General features: G+C 37.5%; 20 protein-coding genes and 1 tRNA gene. 9 read left to right on the plus strand and 12 right to left on the minus strand.

Annotated features, from left to right (window positions below):
* Positions 1-83: 83 nt before the first annotated feature.
* Positions 84-2,189, minus strand: a complete 2,106-nt coding sequence (gene recG, locus ABR854_RS14840; RefSeq protein ID WP_350266291.1) for an ATP-dependent DNA helicase RecG — start codon at positions 2,187-2,189, stop codon at positions 84-86.
* A 161-nt stretch (positions 2,190-2,350) separates the two neighbouring features.
* Here recG and ABR854_RS14845 point away from each other — a divergent pair.
* Positions 2,351-2,426 (plus strand) — tRNA-His (locus ABR854_RS14845).
* A gap of 161 nt (positions 2,427-2,587) precedes the next feature.
* Entirely contained in the window at positions 2,588-3,637 is a 1,050-nt protein-coding gene (locus ABR854_RS14850; RefSeq protein WP_350266198.1) for an energy transducer TonB, read from the plus strand.
* 75 nt (positions 3,638-3,712) lie between these two features.
* On the opposite strand, the gene ABR854_RS14855 is transcribed toward ABR854_RS14850, so the two are convergent.
* A complete protein-coding gene (locus ABR854_RS14855; RefSeq protein WP_350266199.1) occupies positions 3,713-4,690 on the minus strand; it encodes an acyl-ACP desaturase in 978 nt (325 codons plus the stop codon).
* A 122-nt stretch (positions 4,691-4,812) separates the two neighbouring features.
* Between ABR854_RS14855 and ABR854_RS14860 the strand changes: the two genes are divergently transcribed.
* Positions 4,813-5,556: a lysophospholipid acyltransferase family protein gene (locus ABR854_RS14860; RefSeq protein ID WP_350266200.1), complete on the plus strand. Its 744-nt coding sequence runs from the start codon at positions 4,813-4,815 to the stop codon at positions 5,554-5,556.
* Positions 5,557-5,786: 230 nt separating this feature from the next.
* Here the strand turns inward: ABR854_RS14860 and fabD are convergent, their stop codons facing one another.
* The 3 genes from fabD to ABR854_RS14875 all read right to left on the minus strand — a co-directional run bounded on the left by fabD (position 5,787) and on the right by ABR854_RS14875 (position 9,230).
* Positions 5,787-6,659 (minus strand): ACP S-malonyltransferase, encoded by an 873-nt coding sequence (gene fabD, locus ABR854_RS14865; RefSeq protein WP_350266201.1) that lies wholly within the window; start codon positions 6,657-6,659, stop codon positions 5,787-5,789.
* 95 nt (positions 6,660-6,754) lie between these two features.
* A complete protein-coding gene (locus ABR854_RS14870) occupies positions 6,755-7,306 on the minus strand; it encodes an SPOR domain-containing protein (protein WP_350266202.1) in 552 nt (183 codons plus the stop codon).
* Between the two features lie 214 nt (positions 7,307-7,520).
* Positions 7,521-9,230 carry an AMP-binding protein gene (locus ABR854_RS14875; protein WP_350266203.1) on the minus strand — a complete coding sequence of 570 codons (1,710 nt, stop codon included), beginning with the start codon at positions 9,228-9,230 and terminating at the stop codon, positions 7,521-7,523.
* Between the two features lie 210 nt (positions 9,231-9,440).
* On the opposite strand from ABR854_RS14875, the gene ABR854_RS14880 reads away from it, so the two are divergent.
* The 5 genes from ABR854_RS14880 (at position 9,441) to ABR854_RS14900 (ending at position 15,563) form a co-directional block, all read left to right on the plus strand.
* Positions 9,441-10,451 carry a glycosyltransferase family 2 protein gene (locus ABR854_RS14880; RefSeq protein WP_350266204.1) on the plus strand — a complete coding sequence of 337 codons (1,011 nt, stop codon included), beginning with the start codon at positions 9,441-9,443 and terminating at the stop codon, positions 10,449-10,451.
* 85 nt (positions 10,452-10,536) lie between these two features.
* The gene (locus ABR854_RS14885) at positions 10,537-11,364 is read left to right on the plus strand and encodes a glycosyltransferase (protein ID WP_350266205.1); all 828 of its coding nucleotides are present in this window, start codon (positions 10,537-10,539) and stop codon (positions 11,362-11,364) included.
* Positions 11,365-11,418: 54 nt separating this feature from the next.
* Positions 11,419-12,336 (plus strand): glycosyltransferase, encoded by a 918-nt coding sequence (locus tag ABR854_RS14890; protein ID WP_350266206.1) that lies wholly within the window; start codon positions 11,419-11,421, stop codon positions 12,334-12,336.
* A 17-nt stretch (positions 12,337-12,353) separates the two neighbouring features.
* Positions 12,354-14,165, plus strand: coding sequence for a hypothetical protein (locus ABR854_RS14895; RefSeq protein WP_350266207.1), 1,812 nt, complete (start codon positions 12,354-12,356; stop codon positions 14,163-14,165).
* A gap of 69 nt (positions 14,166-14,234) precedes the next feature.
* The gene (locus tag ABR854_RS14900; protein ID WP_350266208.1) at positions 14,235-15,563 is read left to right on the plus strand and encodes an NAD(P)/FAD-dependent oxidoreductase; all 1,329 of its coding nucleotides are present in this window, start codon (positions 14,235-14,237) and stop codon (positions 15,561-15,563) included.
* Positions 15,564-15,628: 65 nt separating this feature from the next.
* On the opposite strand, the gene ABR854_RS14905 is transcribed toward ABR854_RS14900, so the two are convergent.
* A complete protein-coding gene (locus tag ABR854_RS14905) occupies positions 15,629-15,763 on the minus strand; it encodes a hypothetical protein (RefSeq protein ID WP_350266209.1) in 135 nt (44 codons plus the stop codon).
* Between the two features lie 58 nt (positions 15,764-15,821).
* On the opposite strand from ABR854_RS14905, the gene ABR854_RS14910 reads away from it, so the two are divergent.
* Positions 15,822-16,766 carry a glycosyltransferase family 2 protein gene (locus ABR854_RS14910; RefSeq protein ID WP_350266210.1) on the plus strand — a complete coding sequence of 315 codons (945 nt, stop codon included), beginning with the start codon at positions 15,822-15,824 and terminating at the stop codon, positions 16,764-16,766.
* Between the two features lie 64 nt (positions 16,767-16,830).
* Here ABR854_RS14910 and ABR854_RS14915 read toward each other — a convergent pair whose 3' ends face one another.
* The 6 genes from ABR854_RS14915 to ABR854_RS14940 all read right to left on the minus strand — a co-directional run bounded on the left by ABR854_RS14915 (position 16,831) and on the right by ABR854_RS14940 (position 25,632).
* The gene (locus tag ABR854_RS14915) at positions 16,831-17,088 is read right to left on the minus strand and encodes a SemiSWEET transporter (RefSeq protein WP_188767410.1); all 258 of its coding nucleotides are present in this window, start codon (positions 17,086-17,088) and stop codon (positions 16,831-16,833) included.
* A 165-nt stretch (positions 17,089-17,253) separates the two neighbouring features.
* Entirely contained in the window at positions 17,254-18,066 is an 813-nt protein-coding gene (locus ABR854_RS14920; protein ID WP_350266211.1) for an enoyl-ACP reductase FabI, read from the minus strand.
* A gap of 156 nt (positions 18,067-18,222) precedes the next feature.
* On the minus strand, positions 18,223-20,022 hold the full coding sequence (locus ABR854_RS14925; RefSeq protein WP_350266212.1) for an acyl-CoA dehydrogenase FadE: 1,800 nt from the start codon (positions 20,020-20,022) through the stop codon (positions 18,223-18,225).
* A gap of 159 nt (positions 20,023-20,181) precedes the next feature.
* Positions 20,182-21,294, minus strand: a complete 1,113-nt coding sequence (locus tag ABR854_RS14930; protein ID WP_350266213.1) for a DUF4249 domain-containing protein — start codon at positions 21,292-21,294, stop codon at positions 20,182-20,184.
* A 1-nt stretch (position 21,295) separates the two neighbouring features.
* A complete protein-coding gene (locus ABR854_RS14935) occupies positions 21,296-23,695 on the minus strand; it encodes a TonB-dependent receptor (RefSeq protein WP_350266214.1) in 2,400 nt (799 codons plus the stop codon).
* 266 nt (positions 23,696-23,961) lie between these two features.
* Positions 23,962-25,632 (minus strand): family 78 glycoside hydrolase catalytic domain, encoded by a 1,671-nt coding sequence (locus tag ABR854_RS14940; RefSeq protein WP_350266215.1) that lies wholly within the window; start codon positions 25,630-25,632, stop codon positions 23,962-23,964.
* Positions 25,633-25,806: the final 174 nt, after the last annotated feature.

A 25,806-nucleotide genomic window follows, 5' to 3' on the forward strand; every position in this document is an offset into this window, starting at 1 on the left:
TGAAAGATAAATTTGAATGAGGTTTTTGGTTTCAGTGTCTTCGACTCCGATCAGACACCGAAACCAAAAATACTCCGCAGCAATCAACTAATCCGACTCCAGTTAGTTTCATTACTTCTCAAAGCATTTACGTGCTGTTTAATTGGCTGATTTTCAGTCGATTCCAATTCGGGGTCGTTGTCCAGAATTTCCATAACAGCTTCACGAGCGTATTTCAAAATCTCGCCATCTTTAGCCAAATCCGCCACTTTTAGGTCAAGCATTCCGCTTTGTTGTGTACCTGCCATATCGCCTGGCCCACGCAACGATAAATCTACTTCCGAAATTTCAAAACCATTGTTGGTTCTGACCATCGTATCAATTCTGAGGCGGGTATCTTTACTCAATTTATGATCAGTCATCAAAATACAATAAGATTGCTCTGCTCCACGTCCCACACGCCCACGCAATTGGTGCAACTGCGAAAGCCCGAAACGATTGGCACTTTCAATCAGCATCACCGAAGCATTTGGCACGTCAACACCTACTTCAATTACGGTCGTTGCCACCAAAATCTCGGTTTCTTTATTCTTGAAACGCTGCATTTCGTAGTCTTTTTCTTTCCAACCCATTTTTCCATGCACAATACTCAACGCATATTCTGGGAAAGCCCTCGCAATGCTCTCATAGCCATCCATTAAGTTTTTGAATGACAACGTTTCCGACTCCTCAATCAGTGGATAAACAATATAAACTTGGCGGCCTTTCTGAATTTCGCTTCTCAAAAACTCAAACACTCGCAGTCGGTCTGCATCATATTTATGGAGTGTTTTGATGGGTTTTCGTCCTTTTGGAAGTTCATCAATGATAGAAATATCCAAATCTCCGTAAAGCGTCATAGCCAACGTTCGAGGAATCGGCGTGGCAGTCATTACCAAAATATGCGGTCTGAAATTTTGATTTTTATCCCAAAGTTTGGCTCGTTGTGCTACACCAAAACGATGCTGCTCGTCAATCACACAAAGACCGAGATTTTTGAACTGCACGTGGTCTTCGAGCAAAGCGTGTGTGCCGACAATAATATTAATACTGCCATCGAGCAAGCCCGCATCAATGATTCGGCGTTGTTTCTTTCCGACCGAACCCGTGAGCTCAACAATTTTAATACCCATCAAATCAGCAAATTTTTTCAGACCAGTATAATGTTGGTCGGAAAGAATTTCGGTCGGGGCCATCAAACACGCTTGGGCGTCATTGTCAAGAGCCAACAACATCGTAATAAATGCCACGATTGTTTTTCCACTACCTACATCGCCTTGCAATAGTCGGTTCATTTGCTTTCCCGAACGCATATCATGGAAAATCTCCCGAATCACTTTCTTTTGGGCGTTGGTTAAATCAAAGGGTAAATGATTTTGGTAAAAATCAGTCAATAGCTTCGTTTTATCAAAAACCTGCCCAGCATAATCATGCTTACGAATGAGTTTTTGCTTAATCAACCGAAACTGATTATAAAACAACTCTTCAAACTTTAAGCGTCGTGTAGCTTGCCGAAGTGCTTCTTGATTGATGGGTAAATGAATATGATAGATTGCTTCCTGCTTAGAAATCAGTCGAAACTTCTGCACCAACGGAGCTGGCAGAGTTTCTCTGATATTCGTAACGGCAGATTCGAGCAAAGTCCGCATCCAACGGCTAATTTGCTTACTATCAATGTATTTCTTACGAAGTTTATCAGTTAATGGATAGACTGGCTGAAAATATCCCCCTCGTTCGTTCTCAGGCGTAAGCACATCCATATCGGGATGCGTAATTTGCCATTTACTACCAAATGCACTTGGTTTTCCATAAACAACATAATCGCCTTGAAGTCGAAGGTTTTTCTCGACCCATGTGATACCTTGAAACCAAGTGAGTTCTAAAATACCAGTGCCGTCGGTAAACTGCCCCACTAATCGAGCCTTTGCTCCCTCTCCTACTTTTTCCCAAGAACGCAACCGTCCTTTTATTTGTGCGGCAGCCATCGTATCGTTCAAGTCACAAATTCGGTGAAATTGTGTGCGGTCTTCGTGGCGAAAAGGATAATATTCTATCAAGTCACCAAAAGTAAAGATATTCAACTCTTTGTTGAGAATCTCGGCTTTTGATGGCCCTACACCTTTTAAATACTCTATTTTGGTGTCAAAAAAAGATGTTCTACGCTCGCTCATAATGCCGAAGTTAGCAGGTTGAATAAATTTGAGCAAATTTTTTTTGAGAAATAAAAAAATACCTCTACCTTTGCAGTCTCAAATACGAGACGGAGGTTGTAGCTCACAAAACGTTTGCCGGTCAGTTAGAGCATCGGTTTGTGAATTAGAACAAGCAACATGGAGGTTGTAGCTCAGTCGGTTAGAGCATCGGTTTGTGGTACCGAGGGTCGTGGGTTCGAGCCCCATCTACCTCCCTTCTAAAAGGTTTACTTGAAAAAGTAAGCCTTTTTTCGTTTTTACACATTTTGTGATTAATCCTCGGCGAAGATTTGGAGTGTTTTTAGAAAGTTATCAAATCTTCTCTTTTTTTTGTTTTACATTTTTCACTAAATTGTCCCCCCATAACTATCTATGCAATGTACAAAACACTAACCTTTCTATTCATCTCTACACAAATCTTTGCTCAAACATTTAAACAAAAAATTGTTGATGAGTGGGTAAAAGATAATATTTCTCTCTATGATGGTAGTCCTATTCTGAAAGATGACATTCGGAATATGCAATTACGCTATACATTCATGCCAAATGACTCGTTTCAAGTAACAATTAACGGCAAAACTGGGCGAGGAACCTACCAAGTAAAAAATGATACTTTGTATTTCGGTAAAAACATAACTTTCAAAATTGAACGCTTAGATGATATAAAACTTATTATTAGAGCTGTAAATTTAGATTCAACGAGTTTGTCAAAGGCTCTGAGATTATCTTTTATTCCTGCTCGTTTTCATAATTTAGGTTTTAGCCCACAGACATTTCGCACCAAAGGTCAGGATACAATTTTTGTCTCTAAATTTAATTATCTTGAACCACTCTTTATGGATGCTGACAGGTCGGCTTCTCAGTTTATTTCTGAAAACTTTTTCTTCCCAGAATATAAGGCTGGGGATTTTTATGCTCGATTCATCATCACAAGACAAGGTGAGATTAAAGGAATTGATATTCTGGAAAGCACACACTCAAACTATAACAAGTATTTGATAAAAGCCATCAAATCAACCGCAGGAAAGTGGAGACCGGCCACTTGGGAAGGAAAACCAGTGAATAGTGAGGTAAAAATGAGCTTTGATATGGGTTGGTCTGAAAAAATGGAGCGTAAAAGCGGAGGGGATGAAGCAAAAAAAGATACAATTGATTCCAATGAATCGAATTATTATTTGATGCAAGCAAATATCAATGTCGAAGCGAAACGTTACTCATTGGCAATCAAAGACTTAGCAAAAAGTATAGCCTTAGATCCGCTTAATATTGATGCCTATTATGCTCGTGCGGCGGTTTATGCTCTCACAAAAGATGTGCAGAAAATGTGTGTAGATTTACTTCAACTTAAAAATATGCAACAAGCCAAAGGAACAGAACTTTGGAATAAGTTTTGTCAAGACAAAAAGAAAACCCCTTCACAGAACTAACCTAACGAAGGGGTTTGAGTAATCCATTTTGTCAAGGGTGACTCATTATTAATACTTATAATCTATCTCCAAAACTTACGAAATCCAACTAAACTGATATTCGATATTTGGTATTTTCGTACGTTCGGCTACTCTTCTCAATCTGCTTGGGAGAGCCATCAAATAATCACGAGCTTTTTCTCCTGCATCATTCAAATTCTGAATACTATCAATTTTCCAGTCTTTCAACAACGACTCCATGATTTCGATGTAATCATAGGTTGTATAAACACCCAAACGTTGAGCTGCATCTGAAAAATGAGAGAATGTTTGTCCCATATTTATTCCTGTCTCTCGCAAGAAGTGAGCAGGCATCACAATTTTCTTCTTCATCATATCTTCAAAAGCCAACATCATTTCTGATGGGTCAACTTCAAAAATATGACTGATAAAAGTTTTGTATGCTCTTGCATGACGCATTTCGTCGGCGGCAATTACACCACAAATTTTTGCCAAAGGCGTATTTCCATACTCTTTTGCCAATTTTGCAGTATTTCGGTGCGAAATATTAGTTGCTAATTCTTGGAACGATGTGTAAACAAAGTTTTTGTATGGGTCACGACCAGTACCAATATCAAAGCCATCGGCAATCAAATACTGTGTTGATGTTTCCATAGCACGCATATTCACACGACCAGATAAATACAAAAATTTATTCAATAAATCTCCGTGACGGTTCTCTTCGGCAGTCCAAGCACGCACCCATTTGGCCCAGCCATTTGGCTCATCAACTTGGTCAACTCCCACAACATCAATCAGCCATGACTCGTAAGTTGGAAGAGCTTCTTCTGTAATTGTATCGCCAATTAAAACCGCAATATAGTCGTAGGGCAAATCTTTGGCTGTTTCACGCAATTCTTTTACTTGAACCAAAAAGTCTTCACTTCTTGAGTCAGGCAAAAAATCAGTTGGCTGCCAGTTTGTGTCAATCGGTTTTAGAAATTCGTCAACAAAGTAGTCAATCTTTTGACCAACGAACTTCATCACCTCTAATCTCATATTGGATAATTCCATATTAGTATCTGAAATGTAAAGTTTAGTTTCAACAACGGTGCAAGGTACTTCTTATTTTAGAAAAAAACGCAGATTATTACACTTTTTCTGCAAACTATGTGCTTTTTACGTATTTTTGTGACATGAAAAAGATTATTGATTACATTCTCAGTTCGGTGTATTTGGTCTATTTTGGCCTATTGTTGGTTATATTTCACGTACTTCAAGTGATAGCTTTTACTATTTTCGGCCGAAATGCCCAACAGAAAGTTGTCTATGTACTGAATTTTTTCATTACCTATGGTTGGTACCTGACGGGAACAACTGTAAAATTTACACAATTGTATCAACTACCAACTGACCGACCAATTGTTTTTATTGCCAATCATCAAAGTACTTTTGATATTCCTGCCATGTATTGGTTTTTGCGTAAATATAAATTGATTTTTGTATCGAAAATAGAGTTGGCGAAAGGAATCCCAAGTATTTCTTACAATCTGCATAAAAGTAATGCGGCTCTAATTGACCGTAAAGATGGCAAACAAGCTGTAAGCGAAATCTTACGTTTGAGTAAATATATTGGAGAAAATAATTATTCCGCTGTAATTTTTCCAGAAGGGACTCGCTCTCGTTCGGGTGTGATGAAACCATTTGCCGCAGGTGGAATCAATGCTTTGCTGAAAAAGGCACCTAATGCGTTAGTTGTTCCGATTGCTATTAAAGGCAACAATAAATTTGACCCAAACAGTGGTCTTTTCCCGTTGGTTTCTTTCTCAAAACTCTCTTGGACAGTGCTTGAGCCAATTGAGCCAAAAGGTAAAACTGGTGAGGAAATTGCTAATTTATCGCAAGAAGCTATTCGTGTGGTTTTGGAAGCTCATTCATAATCTAACTCGCTCTGGGGCTAAGATAAGGGAACAACGGATTTTCAATTAGGGTGATAAAAACGATTTAAATCGTTTTATAAAAAACATTCCTTTGTTCCCATAGTTGGCGATTTTAATCGCTTTTCTTAAAATTAAAGAAGCCCAACCTGAAAAATCAAGTTGGGCTTCTCTTTTACAGAAATGAACAAATTATTAGCTCACTCTATCATTGTATCATTTAATCCCTGAATTTAAACACCTGCTGTTTCGGCTTCTGGAGCGATTTTCTTCACAAGACCTTGTAAAACCTTCCCTGGTCCGCACTCTACAAATTTTGTCGCACCATCGGCCACCATGCTTTGTACTGATTGTGTCCAACGAACTGGACCTGTGAGTTGTGCTATTAAATTAGATTTAATTGTTGCTACATCCGTTGATGGTTGTGCATTTACGTTTTGATAAATCGGACAACTTGGTGTTGAGAATGTTGTGTTTTCTATCGCTGCGGCCAGTTCTTCACGAGCTGGTTCCATCAATGGAGAGTGAAATGCTCCACCAACTGGCAAAATTAAAGCTCTTTTTGCACCTGCGGCTTTCATTGCTTCACAAGCTTCTGTCACGGCCTCAACAGTCCCAGAAATTACTAATTGACCAGGGCAATTATAGTTAGCAGCAACTACTACGCCATCGATTCCTGCACAAATATCTTCTACTACATTATCGGCTAAATTTAAAATTGCCGCCATTGTTGATGGGTTTATCTCGCATGCACGTTGCATAGCGTTCGCACGTTGCGAAACAAGTTTCAAACCATCTTCAAATGATAATGCACCTGCTGTCACTAATGCCGAGAATTCGCCTAAAGAGTGACCAGCAACCATATCAGGTTTAAAATCTTCGATGGTTGAAGCTAAAATTACTGAATGTAAGAATATTGCTGGTTGGGTTACATTGGTTTGTTTGAGTTCTTCGTCTGTTCCTTCAAACATTACTTTTGTAATCTCAAAGCCCAAGATTTCGTTGGCCTTTTCAAACATTTGGCGGGCAGATTCTGAACTTTCGTAAAGATTTTTACCCATTCCACTAAACTGAGCTCCTTGCCCAGGAAAAACATAAGCTGTCATATTTTGTTACTGATTTACTGGAAAATTTCGGGGTCGCCCGTGCGGTTATTGGTTTTGAGCTTTTCCTCCTCATTCTCTCACTCAAAACACAAGATTTATTTTGTCTGCATACTTTTTTTAATATCAATTCTTTCTGAAACCATCATGGCCATTGAGTAGCGTTGTTTAATAAAAGAATAATAACGCTCCGCATCTAATCTGGAAGTAAAATCGCCTGCTTTTAGTTTGTAGGTTGGTTGGCTGAAAGTGAGGTAAGTACTCAGTTCGGGAAAGTTTTGGTAAATAAATACTTTTGCTTCATCTACTTCTCGGCGATCGTTGCCCACATAAACTTGGATTCGATAACCAGATGAATATCGAACGTTTTTATTTCTGACAGCTAACGAGTCAAGAGCTATATCAACTTGTGCATTTACTTGCTGAGGAAGTTGAGCAATTGCTCCGCTTGATTTTTCTTTAATGGGTACTTTCTCAGCGGGTGATGTCGTTACTGGTTTGGCATCATATTTTACACGAACATCCGAGAGGTCTTCTTCATAATTGCCAATACCTGTATTCGTATTTTTGGTTGGCGTTGCCAACCTGCTACAAGCACCACTGATTACAGATAGACAAACACAAAGCACTACTTTTGAAAAAATATTCATTGTATATTTTTTAGATTTTGGGCAGAACTCACTTTTATCATGAAAAGACTGTCAAAATTATAAAAATATTCTTTCTTAATGATAAAAATACTAAAAAGATATGATTTAGGTTTACAGAATCCATTGGGGTTTAAACAAAAATCCACTTTTATTATTTGATAAAAGTGGATTTTAGTACTATATACATTTATTCTCTTAAATCTTCATCTAAAATCTATTTCTTCGCCATTTCTTCTTCTTTTAGACTTCTTCGTAAAATTTTACCAACGTTTGTCTTAGGCAGTTCTGTACGAAACTCTATGTGCTTTGGACATTTATACGCAGTTAAGTTTTCTTTACAATAAGCCTTTACTTGCTCGGCTGTAAGGTTTTCGTCTTTTTTCACCACAAAAACCTTTACGGCTTCAGTAGATTTTTCGTCGGCCACACCAATACAAGCAACTTCCAAAACTCCTGGGCAAGTTGCCACAACATCTTCGATTTCATTTGGATAAACATTAAAGCCCGAAACCAAAATCATGTCTTTCTTTCTATCCACAATCTTGAAGAAACCATCGGCACTCATTACGCCAACGTCACCCGTTTTGAACCAAGACTTTCCTTCGCTGTCAATGAAAGTAACTTTTGCTGTTTCGTCGGCTCTATTATAATAACCTGCCATTACTTGTGGACCATGAGCCACGATTTCGCCAGCTTCGCCAACTTCTGCCCAAGTTTCATCATCTTTTAAGATTTTGATTTCAGTACTTGGCCACGGAATTCCGATTGTGCCAACACGGTTTTCTCCAATAAGTGGGTTTGATGTAAGCACAGGCGAGGTTTCTGACAAACCATAGCCTTCGGCTGGTAGGTTTCCAGTTAAATCTTTCCAACGATTAGCCACAACTCCCTGAAGTGCCATTCCACCTGCTGATGTGATAACTAACTTGCTAAAATCAACTTCTCCAATTTTCGGATGATTGAGCAAGCCGTTGTAAAGAGTATTCACGCCTGTAAATACGTGCGGAGGATATTTTTTCAAATCTTTGATGAAGGCCTCCAAATCACGAGGATTTGTGATAAGCAAATTCATCGTACCTGTTTTTAGAGCAGTAAGAGCATTTACCGTTAGAGCATAAATATGATAAAGTGGCAAAGCAGCTACGACAACAGGTTTTTCATCGGTAATTTTATCGGTCAAAACACCTTGCCAAACATTATTTGCCTCGAGGTTTGCCACGATATTTCGGTGGGTAAGCATAGCTCCTTTCGATACACCAGTTGTTCCGCCTGTGTATTGAATAAATGCTAAATCAGTGTTTTGCATCGTTGGCTTTGTCCAAGTTTGGCTTGCACCTTTGCTTACGGCACCCATAAAAGACTGTGAAGTAGGCAAACTGAAGGCAGGAACCATTTTCTTGACACTCTTCACAACAAAATTTACAATCTGCTTTTTCGGGAAACCCAGCATATCGCCCAACTCTGTCACAAAAACGTGCTTGATTGAAGTATTACCCAGAATTTTTTCAAGACTCGATGCAAAATTTGCTACAATAACAATCGCTTTTGCTCCCGAATCTTTAAACTGATGCTCCATTTCACGTGGCGTGTAAAGCGGATTGGTATTCACAACCGTCAGCCCAGCACGTAAAGCACCAAACATAGCAACAGGGTATTGCAGAACATTTGGCATTTGAATGGCAATTCGGTCACCTTTTTGCATTCCGATACTTTGAAGATAAGCAGCAAAATTGCGTGAAAGCGTATCGAGTTGCCCGTAAGTGATTTCTTTTCCCATGCAGGCATAGGCCGATTTATGAGCAAATTTTTTGAAACCATCTTCCATCAATTCTAAAATTGACGGATAGGCTTCTGGATTTATTTCGTAGGGAACACCCTTTGGATAATATTTTAGCCAAGGGTAAGTTTCAGTGGTAACAGGCATGGTTTTATAGTTTGTTTGTATTTTTCGATGTAAAAATAAGACGATTTATTGATTAGACGAGTTTAGAAAGCAAAAAAAAGTCTGATTATCAGAAATATTTAACGTGTTTCTAATATTTGGGAGTACTTTTTGGTTTAATTTTGTCACCTCTTCTATAAAAATTTGTAAGCAGAAGGGTTTTTATTTTAATAAGTTAATTGTAGAAATTCCTTGAATACTTTTCCCAACGAAAAATCGGATATAAAAGTTAGTGTGATAGTTTTGACTTATAATCACGAAAAATTTATTCGTAAAACCCTCGATTCGATACTTTCGCAACAAGTCAACTTTAAATTTGAGGTAATTGTGGGCGATGATGCTTCTCCTGATTCGACCGCTGACATCATTAGAGAGTACTACGCCAAATATCCTGATATTATTGTACCGATGCTTCACGAGAAAAATCTCGGTGGATTTGGTAAAGCGAATACATTGGCCGCTCTGGCAATTACCAAAGGAAAATACATCGCCCCGATGGATGGCGATGACTATTGGACTTCCGACCAAAAACTTCAAAAACTGGCCGATTTTTTAGACCAAAATTCTGACTTTGTGGCGTGTTTTCATAATGCCGAAATCATCTTTGATGATGATTCTCACCCAAATCAGTTTGTGAATGCTCCCGACCAAAAAGAAATCGTTACGGTAGAAGATTTTATTGGCGAAGACGAAGTTTGGTTTATTGCTACTTCGGCGATTTTATTCCGCAATGGCGTAATTACACATTATCCACAGTGGTTTCATGAGTCAAAAAGTGGAGATATTCCTCGCTATATTTTGTTGGGAAAAGGAGGAACAAAATTTAAGTATATTAACGAAACGATGTCGGTTTACCGAAAAAATCGTAATAGCGGCATGAGTTTTACAGATGGCTATAAAGATGCTGATTTCTTACAAAACCGCATCGGAATGTACCGAGGAATCGACCAAGAATTAGGATATAAATTTCACGAAACGCTCAATAAAAACATTGCTCGTTATTATCGTATGATGCTTGATAGTAAGCAATTTGTAGGCAAATATTTCAAACAAATGCCAACGGCTATAACTTATTTGAGGCTGGCCAAACCAAGTCGTGAAATAAAAAAAGAGATTATCAGAGAATACATTTTCCCGAAATGGCTGAGTAATCTTTATAGTTTTTTTGCACTTTTGCCTCATAAAATTAAGAAAAGCTTTTAGTGTTGTATTTGTTGCAAATTGTTTTTTTAACAACTATGTAACAAAAATCACAACCTGCAACAATGAATAACATTACAAATATATTATGCCGCCAAAAGTAAGTGTTTGTGTTCCGACATATAATCACGAGAAATATATTCGTCAGACTCTTGATGGAGCTTTGATGCAACAAACCGATTTTGAGATTGAAATCGTAATCGGCGATGATGCTTCGACAGATAATAATCAACAAGTTATTCAGGAATATGTTGATAAGTACCCGAATATCTTTCAAGCGTTTTTGCATAAAGAAAACCAAGGGCCAAGAGAACCAAAAGAGTTTGGTGGTAGAAATAACGTTTTGGGACTACTGAAGGCTTGCAAAGGTGATTACGTGGCACTTTGCGAAGGTGATGATTATTGGACTGACCCACTGAAACTACAAAAACAAGTAGATTTCATGGAAGCAAATCCAGATTACGCCATTTGTCACCATAATATGCGAGTGATTTATGAAGATAATTCGCCCGAACATTTTTTCAACGAAGAAAATCAAACGATAGAATCAAGCATTGTGGATATTTTAGAAGACCGTTGGTTTATTGCCACAGCAGCCACACTTTACAGAAATATTTTCAGAGAACGAGACTTTGTAGAATGGCATAGCCGAGCCGCTGCTGGCGATTGGGCTTTGGTTATACAATTAGCAGCAACAGGTAAGATTCATTATATCAATGAGCTAATGGGGGTTTATCGCAAACACCGTGGAGGTTTGAGCAATGTGCAATCCTCAACCAATCTGTATTTTCTACGAAACCGCCAACAAATGTTTACTGATATTAACGAATGGCTGGATTTTAAGTACGATGCTACAATTCGGCAAACGTTGGCGTCTTACGAAAAACAAATTCAAGCACTTGAAGCTAATTTTTAGTAATTTTGCAAAAATTTGATTTCTTACACTCCCTTCAGGGGGCTTAGGGGCTTTATGAAAATAGCAATAGTTACACCACTTTTTAATGATTGGGATTGTCTTTACAAACTCGTCGCAGAGGTTCGTAAAGTGCTTTTGCCTACCCAATTTGCTGATTATCGAATTGTGGTTGTTAACGATTGTTCAAGTTTAGAAGTTGATGCTACAAAATTGGCTGGACATCCAGTTGAGATTATTCACCTCAATAAAAACCTTGGGCATCAAAAATCTATTGCTATTGGAATATCTTATCTGAATAAAATTTCGGAGCAAGATTTGGTTGTTGTCATGGATGTAGACGGTGAAGACAAGCCTGAACATTTACCAATTTTATTGGAAGAAGCCATCAAAGGTAAAGCAAACGAGATTGTTTTTGCCCGTCGAACTAAGCGAAAAGAGAGTTTTTTCTTCAAAATTTTCTATAAAATCTACAAGTACATATTTGTTTTCTTGACAGGAAAAGTTATCAATTTTGGCAATTATTCGGTCATTCCAAAGGTTTTACTCGATAAAGTTGCTCATATTTCTGATATTTGGAATCATTATCCAGGTGGTGTTATTCGTTCACGTTTGTTATACAAATCAGTAGGTTTGGAGCGTGGCGAAAGATACATGGGCAAATCAAAAATGAATTATACATCATTGGTGATTCACGGTCTAAGTGCCGTAGCTGTTTATGTTGATACCGTTTCAGTACGATTACTCATTGCCGTTTCTTTGCTTATTCTAACTGCCATTTTTGGAATTTCTTTAGTTTATATTTTTAATTACCAAATTCCGATTTGGGGCTTGCTTCTATTCTTTGGAATTTTGAGCCAAGCCTTTCTCAGCACCTTGATATTAGTTTTTACGGTGCTTTCTTACCGAGTAAACTTCAATTTTCTTCCTGCAGTACACTTTCAGGACTATATCCAAACCGTTGAAAAAATATAAATCCCGTTTCATAGAGCATGAATAAAAAACTCGTCACATATCTGTTGATTCTACTGCCAATTATTGGCTTTTATCTATTCGTTTTTCATAATGCTTTCAACATCGGTTGGAACGACGACTGGCACGGAATCGAAGGTTTTTTGGCGAGTTGGATGCAACAAGAGACTTTTTCTGAGAAAATTGCTTTATTGTTTTCGCAAATGTGCGAACATCGAATTTTGTACGTCCGCCTCAGCACGCTCCTTTGCTACAATCTTTTCGGTGAAGTAAACTACAAGATTTTGATGCTCATGGGGGTTTCGTATCTACTAATTTTACCTTTTGTTTTCTACCGAGTTTTGAGAGAAATAAACCTAAAATTAGCTTACCTTATTCCGATTATTTTTATTGTTTTCAACACACAACCCATCGAAAATATCTTTTGGGCGATTACTTCTCTTCAACCTAATACTGTTATCATTTTTGGGCTTTGGGGCTTTTCTCTTTTGTTATTTTACAAGCAAAAATGGGCTTTTTATTTAGCCAATATCCTGTTTTTTGTGGCAATGTTTACGAACGGAAACGGAATGTTTTCTTTTATTGCGGCCATTCCTTTAGTTTTGTATGCCCGCACTCGTAGTGAGAAACTTCAATTTTTAGGAATTGTTCTTTTCTCGTTTGTTCTCTATTTCTTTGATTTCAAAAAGCCAGGCATTCGTCCCGATGTAAAGATAAATTTCACCCAATATCCACATATTATTGTGGGAGATATTTTTGCGTTTTTCGGCTCACCGATTGACAGTACGGTTCAGTTTTACAGCACAAATCTAAAATTTACCATTGCCATTTTGGCAGGAGTTTTGATGCTTGGTTGGGTTTTGTATATACTTTTTAGCTTTGTCTATTTTTGGTATCTAACTAATTATAAAGGACTTACCGCCGAAAAAACGAGTACTTTGTATCAAAATATTTTAAAATACCCAAAATTCAACCTTTACTTATTATCTGCACTCATTTTTGTGGGTTTGAGCGGAGCAGCTTTTGCGGCTTCTCGTGCCAGCCAAGGACTCGAACAGGCTTTTGCAAGCAGATATAAAACAGTTTCACTGATTTTGTTCGTGGTGGTTTATTTGAGTTTTTATAATGTCATTCAAGCTAAAAACTGGAAAAAATATTTACAGATTTCTATAATTGTCACGATTCTATTTAGTGCCTTTTCCTATTACGAAAGTTGGGATGATGTAGAAAACCGTCGAAAATTCTTCGGAACAACGATTCTGAACTGGAAAAACAACGGACGCTATTACTATTACGCTTTCGATAACTCCAGAAATCCCGACGACCACGCTCCTATCAACACTTATCAACGCCTGCCGATACCTCCGTATAACTATGCGGGTTTTGTGCCTGGAATTATGAAGTACGTTAACGACATTTTGTGGATAAGTCGTGTACATTTCAAAAACTACACGCCTCCTGCCGAAATAGATGAGTTGAATCAAGCATTATATAAAAATCAAATCGCTGCAAATGCGGGCGAGCAAGTAAGTATAATCAATGGCTCGAATACTTTCAAGATTGAAATAAACAATGCTTTCGTTCCAGCAAATAAACGATACGATGGTTATTATGCTGTTTTCAGTAATAATACAAATCGTTTGGCTTTTCATCTTGAAACAATGGCCAATAAGTTTACGACATTTTTAAGTACGCAACGTTACTACAATAATCGCATCAATATGATTGTTGCCAAACCTGATTTACCAATCGGGATTTTTAATATGCAAATCGGGAAACTCGAAAATGGACAATTTAAAGTCTTAAAAGAAGAAGTTATCGAAATAAAGTAAGTCGATAGTGTAAAAATAAATTATAAAAAACAATTTTATTCCCCCATTGGGGGTCAGGGGGCTGGAATTATGGAGAATTTAACAATCATCGGCGGCGGAATGACGGGTCTTGCAGCGGCCTACATAGCAGCCAAACAAGGCGTAAAAGTAACAGTAATAGAAGGAAGCGATAAATTCGGTGGACTTCTCAATACTTTTGAAATAGGCGGAAATCAACTCGAACACTATTATCACCACTTTTTCACGCAAGATGCCGAGCTTCGTTGGTTACTCGAAGACTTAAAAATATCAAATAAGGCTTTCTATAAAAAAACCACAATGGGAGTTTTCCGCAATGGAAAAATCTACGATTTTAATTCTCCAATTGATTTATTGAAATTCAAACCTGTAGGTCTAATAGGTAAAGTTCGTTTTGGTCTGACAAGCCTTTTCTTAGGAAAAATGGCTAAATGGCGTGAAAATGAAGGAATACCAACGCTTGATTGGTTCTATCGTTGGGCTGGCCGTGATATTACTGATGCCCTTTGGAAGCCAATGCTCAATATTAAGTTTGGGCCGTATGCCAATAAAGTTCCGCTGGCTTGGATGATCGGCCGAATGGCACAACGACTAAACTCTCGCAAGGGTGGTGACGAACGCCTCGGCTACATCAATGGTAGCTGGAAAACCTTGATGGATACGCTAATTTCTCGTTTAGAACAAATGGGTGTAGAATTAATCAAGAACGAGCCAATTGAAGAGTTTAAGATAGCAAATGGCAAGGTAGAAGGCATTATTACCAAAAATATGACTATTGATGGTGGAAAGTTTCTTTTAACGATTCCATCGCTTTATTTCGATAAAATCAAAAATTGTCCACTCGATGCCAATGGCGTTGAGTATTTCGGAGCAGTTTGTACGATTTTAGAATTGAAAAAATCTTTCAGCCATATTTATTGGATGAACGTTGCCGACGAAGGTTATCCTTTCGGTGGTGTTATCGAACATACAAACTTTATCCCGAAAGAAGAATACAACGGCTCGCACATAGTTTATCTTTCTCGTTATTTTGCCATGAGCGAATCTTTGGCAACCATGACCGAAGACGAAATAAAAGCCGTGATGATTCCTCCTTTAAAGAAAATAAATCCTGAATTTTCGGAAGACTGGATAAAAAATGTATTTGTTTTCAAAACTAATACTGCCGCAACGGTCTGCGATTTGAATTTTTCGGGAAAAGTAACCAATTGCAAAACTGCTACTGAAAATCTCTATTTAGCAAACATGGTTCATATTTATCCAGATGAACGTAGCACCAACAACTCAATCAGGGTTGCTGCCGAAGCCTGTAAAGCAATGGGAATAAATACCGACTCGGTGCCTTATGGAGCTTCGCTTTCGGGGCAAATTGGATTTTGATGATTTTTTTTGAAAAATAGTTAAATAGTTTTTCAACTGTAAAACTATTCACATTACATTGGCGTTTATATATCATACGCATCCAAAAACGGAAAGTCTTGTCTGATACTCAGGCGAGACTTTTTTGTTTTCTTATCTTCTATTTTTCCGTTTTCTGCTTCAAAAGACCTATCTTTGCATCTTGTTGTTTTTTTACTCATCAAATGAAAAATAATTGCATTTAGGCAATTATTAAACATCGACCTACTTTTCAGACCAATGATTTCGATTGTTATCCCGATTTATAACGAAGAAGAAAACCTCCAAAATCTTTATACTCGTCTTACGAATGCTGCCCCATCTTGGAAAGAAGATTACGAAATTGTCTTGATTGATGATGGCTCTCGTGATAGTTCGTTGACAATGATGCGTGTAATGGCCGAGAAGGATTCTCATGTACGGGTAATTAAGCTTTCGAGAAATTTTGGTCATCAACCAGCCATTTCGGCAGGAATTCAAGAAGCGAAAGGCGATGCAATCATTATTATGGATGGCGATTTGCAAGACCCCCCCGAAGAACTACACCGTTTTCTGGATAAATGGCGTGAAGGTTACGAAGTTGTTTATGCCGTAAGAACAAAACGTAAGGAAGGTTTCTTCAAAAAATTGGCGTATTCGAGTTTTTACAGAATCATGGCGGCCATTTCAGATATTGAAATCCCTCTTGATTCGGGCGATTTCTGCGTGATGGATAGAAAGGTAGTAAATGTGTTGGTGCATGACATGCCTGAGCAGATTCGCTTCATACGTGGTATGCGTGCGTATGCGGGTTTCAAGCAAATTGGCGTAACTTATGAGCGTGCCGAGCGTGCTGCTGGCGAAGTAAAATATACTTTCAAGAAGTTGGTACAATTAGCTCTTGATGGTCTTTTCGGATTTTCGAGTTTCCCGCTTCGCCTTTCTACTTATTTAGGCATTTCAATTGCTATTCCGTCACTTATTATTGGAGTCTTCTTTTTGGTTCACCGACTTTTCGGTTTTAAAGTATTCGGGCATACGCCCGAAGAGACACCAGGGCTGGCATCATTGGCCGTTGGAATGTTTTTCTTAGGTGGTGTAATGCTCACCATGCTTGGAATTATTGGCGAGTATATTAGCCGAATTTATATCGAAGTAAAGAAACGTCCGTTCTTTGTTATTGACGAGATTATTGAGAAGAAATAACAATAATCTATTTCGAGCCTTCGGCAATTCCATTGAGGCTTCGCTCAGGCATCGAAATAGATTATTAATGTGATGTTTTTCTGTATTTGAACTTGAAAAACAAAATCACTAACGAAAGAATCAACGTAAAGGCATTTGCTGCAATCACAGGAAAAGCGTTTGCTTTGATTCCATAAACTAACCACATAAATACACCAGTTGTGAAAATCAAAAACATAGCCAACGACACATCTTTTGCTGACTTGGTTTTATAGATTTGTAATACTTGTGGTACAAAGGCAATTGTTGTGAGTATGCCTGCTAAATAACCGAGTGTTTCCATTTTTTCATTTTTTTGGTTTCACAAAAATAACGGAAAAATTATACTATTTGGTTCAAAAACGCCAATAATCACAGGTAAAACTTTAAAAAGTACAATATCTTTCAAAATGAAATCCCCGTAATTTCAAAAAGTTACGGGGATTTCATTTTTTAATACTTGATTACTTTATTTCTCCATAAAAGCCATTACATCTTCCGAAATACCTGTATTTACAAATCCACCATCGTGGAAAAGGTTTTGCATCGTAACCATACGAGTAAGGTCTGAAAAAAGCGTAATACAATAATCAGCACAGGAATCAGCAGAGGCATTGCCCAGTGGAGCAATTTTATCAGCAAAATCAAAGAATTTATCAAAACCGCCAATGCCAGAGCCAGCCGATGTCTCGGTTGGAGATTGTGAAATTGTATTTACACGCACTTTTTTTAGTTTACCATAACGATAACCGTAGCTACGAGCAATCGACTCAAGCATAGCTTTTGCTTCGGCCATATCTGTATAAAACGGAAACGTACGTTGTGCCGCCATATAGCTAAGAGCTACAACCGAACCCCACTCATTGATAGCATCGAGTTTTTCGGCAATTTGCAAGAATTTATGAAATGATAAAGCCGAAATATCAACACTTTTCAGAAACCAATCATAATTCAAATCTCCGTAAGCTTTTCCTTTACGAATATTGGGCGACATACCGATTGAGTGCAATACAAAATCAACTTTTCCACCAAAATGCTCCATTGATTTTGTGTAAAGGTTTTCAATATCTTCTAATGATGTTGCATCTGCTGCAATGATTGGTGCTTCACAAATCTCAGCCAATTTATTGATTTCGCCCATACGCATTGCTATTGGGGCATTGGTCAAAACTATCTTTGCTCCTTCTTCGTGTGCTTTCAAAGCAACTTTCCAAGCAATTGATTTTTCGTTTAATGCACCTGAAATGATGCCTGTTTTACCTTTAAGAAGTCCGTATGCCATTATTTTATTGTTTACGAATAGATAAGCCTATTTTTAAATTAAGAACTCAAAGGTACGTGTTTTCTAAAAAAATAAAAACCGCCTCTCAAATCAGAAAGACGGTTTGTTGATTTTTAGTTGTTGATTCTAAGCCTTTTTAAAAAATTACCCTATTCTTTAAAAAATGTATTTGTTTTCCTCAATCATTGCTTCTGCCACACGGCGACGAGCGTTTTTGAGGTTCATTGGTTCGATTTTCGTGAAACGTTTCAAGCCCATGAGCATTACTCTGAGTTCATCGCCTTCGGCAAACGATGTAATAGCCTCACGACCTGCGTTATTTACTTTGGCAACCGCTTCGTTTAAATAAATTAAGGCCATATCTTTTTGAAGCTCAACTGCTGCCTCGCCTTTGATACCGATTAGTTTTTCAACTCTCAATAGTGCAGATTCTGCTACATAAATTTCGATAGCCATATCTGCTACATTCATCAAAATTTCCTGTTCGCTTGATAACGACATCATGAATTTCTGTACTGCCGCACCCGAAACCATCAAAGCTGCTTTTTTCAAGTTTTTCAACACTTTTTTCTCAGCCGCAAAAAGCGTTTCATCATCAGAAGCACTGAAATCTGGAATCGACATGATTTCTTTGCCAACTGCCATTGCTGGGCCCATTAGGTCGATCTCGCCCTTCATAGCACGCTTCAATAACATATCGACAATCAACATACGGTTGATTTCGTTTGTACCTTCAAAAATACGGTTAATACGTGCATCTCGGTACGAACGCTCCATTGGAGCATCAGCCGAGTAGCCCATTCCACCATAAACTTGTAGGCTTTCGTCAACTACATAGTCCAGAACCTCAGAGCTATGCACTTTCATGATAGCACACTCAATAGCAAACTGTTCGAGTGCCTTTAATTTTGCTTCGGCATCGCCCAAACCTTGTGCTTTTAAGTCTTCAATGGCATCGTCAATGTTTTGTCCTGCACGGTAGTTGGCCGTTTCAGAAGCAAAAATGCGAGTAGCCATTTCAGCCAATTTATATTTTATCGCACCAAATGAGGCAATAGAAACTCCAAATTGCTTGCGTTCGTTGGCATAATTGATGGCGTTATTAAGTGAGCCTTTTGAGCCACCTACTACGGCAATACCGAGTTTGATACGACCAATGTTTAGAATATTTACAGCAATCTTAAATCCATTTCCACGGCTTGAAAGCATGTTTTCAACAGGCACTTGGCAATCATTAAAGAAAACCTGACGAGTATCTGAGCCTTTGATACCAAGTTTATGCTCAGGCTCATTCATCGTGATTCCACCAAAAGATTTTTCTACGATGAATGCTGTAAGGTTTTTATCATCATCAATTTTAGCGAAAACGATAAACAATTCGGCAAAACCGCCATTGGTTATCCACATTTTTTGTCCGTTGATGATATAGTGCTTTCCATCAGCTGAAAGAACTGCTTTTGATTTTCCAGCGTTGGCATCCGAACCAGAATCTGGCTCAGTTAAGCAATAAGCAGCTTTCCATTCGCCCGAAGCCAATAGTGGCAAATATTTAGATTTTTGTTCTTCATTTCCGTAATATACAATCGGTAAAGTTCCGATACCTGTGTGTGCTGATTGTGCTACCGAGAACGAGTGACCTGTTCCGAGAGCCTCAGCAACCAACATTGATGTATTGAAATTCATACCAAAACCACCGTATTCTTCAGGGACGGCTGTTCCGAGAAGACCCAACTCACCAGCTTTTGTCATTAGAGATGACATTAATTCTGGAGACTTAGCCGAATCAATTTCATTTAGGCGTGGGTGAACTTCTGTTTTCAAGAAATCACGGCAAGTTTCGGCAATCATTTGTTGTTCTTCCGTAAATTCTTCTGGAATGAAAATTTGGTGAGCTTCTACTTCTTTGATTAAAAATTCGCCACCTTTAATTGATGATTTGTTTTCGGTTGCTGTCATGGTATTTATAGTTGAATATTTTTATCAGAAATTATTATGCATGCATACTATTATGCAAATATAATTATTTTTAAAATTATTATGCAAGCATACTAATAAAAATATTTTTCAATATGTAAATTTCGCTGGTTCTTTGTCAGAGTTTAAGAAACAAAATATTTATTTCCAGCCTTTTGGAGCAAATTTTGAGCGAGTAAACGACTCGTTACAGGCAAAACATTGAGATGCAGGAAGTTGTATCCACCAAGGTGGCTGGTAACTTTCGGTGTAAAATGGTTTAGGACTCGCAAGGTTACGGTCGATAATTACTATTTCTTCGTGGACATCAGAAACCGTAAAATAGCCGAGTACTTCTTCGGCGGCATTATTGGTGTTTTTAAAATTCCCTCGGATAGATTTTGGCGTTGGGTCAAATAATCCGCCCGAAGCTTTGCTTTGTTCTTTTACCGTATTCCAAAACTTGTAGGCATTTTCGTTGATTGAGTATTGATTGATTACCAAATAATAGTTATTAGTATTGTCGTATGGCACTTTAGTTAGGCTTCTATTAAAACTATTTCCATCAATAAGCCTATCGTTTTCTAACTCCAAACAATTGGTACAAACTACTTTTTCGTAACAATCCTGACAGCATGGCTGCACGTACGAAGTAGTACCTGCGGCATTAGCTACGGTGTATTCTCTACACCAATCTATTTTTTTAACATTGTACCAATCCCATTTGTAATAGTTTTTTTCACCTGGTGTATCTTTTACATTTACACTTACTCTAAATTCGCCTCTTTCGGTTTTTAGATAGGCTGGTGGAATTATTTCATTAAAAACAACATTTACTTTTTCAATTTTTGGAACACCTACTACCTTTTCTGGAGTAGATTCGTATTTTTTCTTATCAAAAGTTTCTACAAAAAGCTGATAAGTACGCCCAACAACCAGTTGGATTTTATCGACTGAGCGATAGTTATAGCCACGAGGAAGTTTTACAGAATTATTTTGTGATGGATCATCAAAGAAAGCGTATTCATTTCCTAAATTATCTTTGAGAGTAACTTTGGCATCGGCCACGTAATCTTTAAAAACCGAGGCATCTGAATTGTAGGGAGCATCATAAGTAAGATATACGTATTGATAATCAAGCTTTGTTGTAAGCTGAGATTCAATAACTAACCTTCGTGTATCGCTATTTAGTTTTGGGTCGAAGGGTTCGACACAGGCATTCATACCCAAACAAGCTATAACAAAAAGTAGAAAAAATTTAGTTTGCCAATTCATATCAGAACTTAAAATTATAGGTTAGTGATGGTATGATACTTCCCAAAACTGAAAGTTTGTAGATTTTTACTCTTGAATCATAAATATTGAAAGGCGTTTGTTGCCTTAAAAACACTGAATAGGCATTTCTTCTGAATAGTATATTGTAGAGCGAAAAATTCCAGTTGCTTCTATAGCCTTTTGTTCGGTACGGATGCGTTTCGATATTCATTGATAAATCAATTCTAAAATAGTTAGGTATCTGTGATTGATTTCGACTATTGTAGTAGGGCAAAAACGAACCCGATAAAAATAATTTTGAGGCTGGATAAGTAATAGCTCTACCCGAAGTAAAATTTAAATTACCCGAAAATGAGACTGTTTTACTGGCTTGATAAGAACCAACCGCATTGAAACTATGCGGACGGTTGAAAATCGGAGGAAAATAGTTTCCGTTGTTGATGGTTTCTTCGGGTGAGTCTCCAACAATTTTTATGAGTGTCTGCGAATATGTATAACTCAACCAACCCGTAAAAACTCCTAAATTCTTTTTGATAAATAATTCGGCACCATAAGCAAAACCATCGCCTTGCAAAATAACAGTTTCGGGCTTTGGGTTTAAAATTAGGGTTTCACCATCTTTATAGTCGATGGCATTAAATAGTTGTTTGTAAAATAGTTCGGCCGAAAGTTCGTAAGTTTTATCTTTTGAGTTTCTGAAATAACCAATCGAAAATTGATTAGAATATTGAGGTTTTGTGTAAACATCACTTATTTTCCATCGGTCGCTTGGCAAGGCTGCGGTTGTGTTTGAAAGCAAATTGATAAACTGGCTCATTCGGTTGGCACTTGCTTTGATGCTCGAATTGGCGTTGATGCTATAATTGAATGAAATTCTTGGCTCTATACTCGAATATTGCTGGATGACATCACCTTTTTGAAACATTGTAGAATCGGTCAAACTCAAAGTAGAACGAGGCTGGTTTGCTTCATAATTATAAACTTTGCCACTTCCAAGAGCTTGATACAAGGCAAATCTTAAACCGATACCCATGTCAAACTTTGAGTTTATCTTGATTTTATCATTGACAAAAACGGCTGATTCTAAAGCTCGCTCGTCAGGAAGAAGTGCAGGGTTTTTGTTTGAGGTTTCTAAAGTAGGCAATAAGCTACCGGGTTTTATAAGGTAGCTGTTTACTTGTACTCCGATTTCGGCTTCATGTTTTTCGTTGGGTGTAAATATCAAAACCGATTTCAGACTTTTATAAGCAATCGAACTACTGAGTGTAAAAGCCGAAGCGGAGTCGGTATTGATAATATCTACATCATAATTCGCAAAAATACCGTGAGTTTTTAGGGTGAATTTTGGTCCGAAATAATGCGACCATGAAGTTGAAAGATTCCGTGATGTCCAATGATAACGTGCATCACTATTTTCGTCGATAGTAGAAATTGTATCTTTTGCGAGTTTGAAATTATCATTTCCGATAAAAGCCGAAACAGATATCCTGTCTTTCTTGGTTGGTTTGTATTCTACTTTGGCCGTTATATCATAGAAATTTGCTTTACTTCCTGACAAACGCTTGATTTTGAATAGATTGACAACTTGGTCAACGTAAGAAATACGACCTGCCACAAAAAAACTAAGCTTATCTTTAATAATTGGGCTTTCAATAAATAATCGGCTCGAAATTGTGCCAACGCCGCCATTGATTGAAAACTTGCTGGCATTGGCATCTTTCAGATTGACACTCAAAACTGACGATACTCGACCACCAAACTGAGCTGGAACTCCACCTCGGTAAAAATTAAAATCTCGGAAAGCATCAGGATTAAAAACTGAGAAGAAACCCATCAAGTGCGAAGAATTGAAAATGGGAGCTTCTTCTAATAAAATTAAATTTTGGTCAATGTTTCCGCCACGCACATTGAAACCCGACGCACCCTCTCCTACTGTTGTAACCCCTGGTAGCGTAAAAAGGCTTTTGATAATATCAACTTCGCCGAGAAGCGTGGGCAATTTTTTTAATGCCTTGTAGTTTAAACTCGAAACACCTGTGGTGAGACTTTTCACATTTTGATTGGCACTTTTGGCACTCACCTCTACTTCGGCTAAATCATTGACTTTTTCATCAAGCGTAAAATTTTGAGTGGCGTTTTTGGTAGCATCAAGCTGGAAGTTTTTACTGAAATATCCTTGATGCGTTATTTTTATGAGAAAACTTCCTTTGAGGATCGTCATTTCATAATTTCCGAGAGAGTCGGTGGTTGTGCCATATCCTGTCTGAGGAATAAGGATATTTGCACCATTAATCGGTGTGTTAGTGTTTGCTTGAGTGATTGTACCTTTTATTGTTACTCTACTTTGGGCAAAGGTACAAATGGGTAATATTACAAATAAAACAAGCCAGAACTTATTCATTATCAATTGTTTTGGTAATTATTGTGATGAAGCACGAAACAAGAAAAGCCTATTTCTCTTTTTTACAAATATAATGAGTTTGTGCTTTAATCAAAATTTATACGATTATTGATATAGCTAAAAATCTTTCTTTATTTTAAATTGGTAATTTGATTGAATTTGGTTTTGAAAACTTTGTACTTTTTGGGGAATTTAACAATACAAAAAACCACTGTATTTCTAAAAATCGAAATACAGTGGTTTTTAAAATGGGTATTTATATTGATTTATTCTACCACAAATTCATAAGTTCCACTTGAAACTTCAAAGATTACTTTGTCTTTTTCGGATTTTACTAAAGTTATACCCTCAATTTTTACAGGTTTCTTCTTTACAATGAAGAACTTCCCTCCTTCTTTAACATTATTGATTGTTTTTCCTGATTGAAGTGGCAATTGTATTTGTGCTGACGAATTTGCAGGAATGGTCAGTTTTAAGCTAAATTTATTGCCTTGTAAGTTCGATTGGCTACTGATTTGACCATAATTTGTATCAAAAGTTTTTGACTCTTGACCCAATTGCGGAGTAATAACAACCTTAGATTCGTTGAAATTTGGTTCTGCTATTGCTTTTTTCGCATAAATTTTTGCCAAAAGGTCTTCTGAGTAAGCATAATTTTCTACGAAAGGTGTATTCTCATCTATTACTTTGGCAACCAAAGTATTTTCATCGGCTTTTTTAGGAAGACCTTCTACCTCAACATATCGGAAGCCGTGATAGCTGAATTTAGGTTCCCATTTTTCTATGCCATAACCTTTTAAAAGATATTTATCAGTTGGTTTGATTCCTTTTTGGTCGGCCAAACCTTTGTCGGTTAAGGTTTCAGCATATTTTAGTTCAACTTCTTTGGTTGCTTTTCCTTCGGTTTGTAGATAGGCAAACCCAACGATGTTTTGTCCGAAATCAAAAACGTAACGCCCTTTTCTTGGTTCGGTTATTTTTACTGCTTTTATTTCTTTTATAACTCTTGCTTGTGGCAAGAGTTGAGGCTTGAGTTCTATTCCACTTTGAGGTTCGTCCATGATTGCCGCATTTTCCCAATCTTTGCCGTATTCAAGTTGGGCATTGTAAACTTCACCAGCGTAAATTGAATTTGACACAATTGGTGAAAGTCGAGTCTTCCAACTTCCATCCGAAATCACGGTTTGGCGAGAGCCATCATAAAACTCCATTTCCATTTGAAATAAAAGTTTGTTTGTCAGATTACCTTTTTGCCAAGCATTTCCGAGAGTGGCAGTAATGAAGTTGATACCGATACTTAAATCCTCGTTTGAGATTTCGTAAATCTGATAAGGAATTGTTTTTGAATCTTTTGTCAAACCAGGCGTAAGAATATCTTGACCTACTTTTTTTCCATTGAAAATCAAGTGGTACGCTCCTACTCCAGTTACATATATTCTTGCTCTTGTGGCACGCTTGCCTAAGTTAAATTCTTTTTGGAGTTCGATTGATTTGCCATCTGTTCCATTTTTGCCAATCCAATGAGCCGACCAATCTTCTTTTTTTAACAAAGCCATTTCCCACCAAGTTGGCTCACTGTAAAGTGTTGGTTTATTTTTTTCGTTCCAAATTTTAACTTTCCAGAAATATCTTTTTCGAGATTCGAGTGGCTTTCCTGCATAATCTATTTTTATTGATTGTTCAGATTTTACTATGCCTGAGTTCCAGACGTTTCCGTTATCTTTCTTTAAGTCGGCTTCGTTATCGGCTACTAAAATCTGATAAGCTGTTTGTTTTGCACCTCGATTAGTGGCTTTCATTTGCCATGATAATCGTGGATTTAGCACTTCCAAGCCCATTGGCGTTTCTTGATATTCGCATCTGAGTTTTTCGAGTGTTTGTGCGTTTGTTTGAAAAATATTCAAACTTATTAAAAGCAAAATGAGTGTTTTCTTCATCTAATTTTCTTTTGGTTTCTACTAAAAATCTATTGTTTACCGATTTTTCGGCAATTTCTTAAAATATTCTCTATTATTCTGTCTATTAATCGTCTTTTGTTACTGAATTTCTCTAATTCACCCTTTTATCCCTCAAAACTTCCGCTTCATCAAACAAAACTTTCGGTATGTTTC

Origin of the sequence: Emticicia sp. W12TSBA100-4 (assembly GCF_040253585.1) — a bacterium.
GTDB lineage: Bacteria > Bacteroidota > Bacteroidia > Cytophagales > Spirosomataceae > Emticicia.

Bases quoted from the DNA above. Each gene is read 5' to 3' on its own strand.
- ABR854_RS14920 (WP_350266211.1), bottom strand. From the start codon at position 18,066: ATGGCATACGGACTTCTTAAAGGTAAAACAGGCATCATTTCAGGTGCA.
- ABR854_RS14915 (WP_188767410.1), bottom strand. From the start codon at position 17,088: ATGGAAACACTCGGTTATTTAGCAGGCATACTCACAACAATTGCCTTT.
- ABR854_RS14875 (WP_350266203.1), bottom strand. From the start codon at position 9,230: ATGCCTGTTACCACTGAAACTTACCCTTGGCTAAAATATTATCCAAAG.
- ABR854_RS14930 (WP_350266213.1), bottom strand. From the start codon at position 21,294: ATGAATTGGCAAACTAAATTTTTTCTACTTTTTGTTATAGCTTGTTTG.
- ABR854_RS14940 (WP_350266215.1), bottom strand. From the start codon at position 25,632: ATGAAGAAAACACTCATTTTGCTTTTAATAAGTTTGAATATTTTTCAA.
- ABR854_RS14910 (WP_350266210.1), top strand. From the start codon at position 15,822: ATGATTTCGATTGTTATCCCGATTTATAACGAAGAAGAAAACCTCCAA.
- ABR854_RS14905 (WP_350266209.1), bottom strand. From the start codon at position 15,763: ATGAGTAAAAAAACAACAAGATGCAAAGATAGGTCTTTTGAAGCAGAA.
- ABR854_RS14850 (WP_350266198.1), top strand. From the start codon at position 2,588: ATGTACAAAACACTAACCTTTCTATTCATCTCTACACAAATCTTTGCT.
- ABR854_RS14900 (WP_350266208.1), top strand. From the start codon at position 14,235: ATGGAGAATTTAACAATCATCGGCGGCGGAATGACGGGTCTTGCAGCG.
- ABR854_RS14890 (WP_350266206.1), top strand. From the start codon at position 11,419: ATGAAAATAGCAATAGTTACACCACTTTTTAATGATTGGGATTGTCTT.
- ABR854_RS14855 (WP_350266199.1), bottom strand. From the start codon at position 4,690: ATGGAATTATCCAATATGAGATTAGAGGTGATGAAGTTCGTTGGTCAA.
- ABR854_RS14895 (WP_350266207.1), top strand. From the start codon at position 12,354: ATGAATAAAAAACTCGTCACATATCTGTTGATTCTACTGCCAATTATT.
- ABR854_RS14885 (WP_350266205.1), top strand. From the start codon at position 10,537: ATGCCGCCAAAAGTAAGTGTTTGTGTTCCGACATATAATCACGAGAAA.
- fabD (WP_350266201.1), bottom strand. From the start codon at position 6,659: ATGACAGCTTATGTTTTTCCTGGGCAAGGAGCTCAGTTTAGTGGAATG.
- ABR854_RS14925 (WP_350266212.1), bottom strand. From the start codon at position 20,022: ATGACAGCAACCGAAAACAAATCATCAATTAAAGGTGGCGAATTTTTA.
- ABR854_RS14870 (WP_350266202.1), bottom strand. From the start codon at position 7,306: ATGAATATTTTTTCAAAAGTAGTGCTTTGTGTTTGTCTATCTGTAATC.
- ABR854_RS14935 (WP_350266214.1), bottom strand. From the start codon at position 23,695: ATGAATAAGTTCTGGCTTGTTTTATTTGTAATATTACCCATTTGTACC.
- ABR854_RS14860 (WP_350266200.1), top strand. From the start codon at position 4,813: ATGAAAAAGATTATTGATTACATTCTCAGTTCGGTGTATTTGGTCTAT.
- recG (WP_350266291.1), bottom strand. From the start codon at position 2,189: ATGAGCGAGCGTAGAACATCTTTTTTTGACACCAAAATAGAGTATTTA.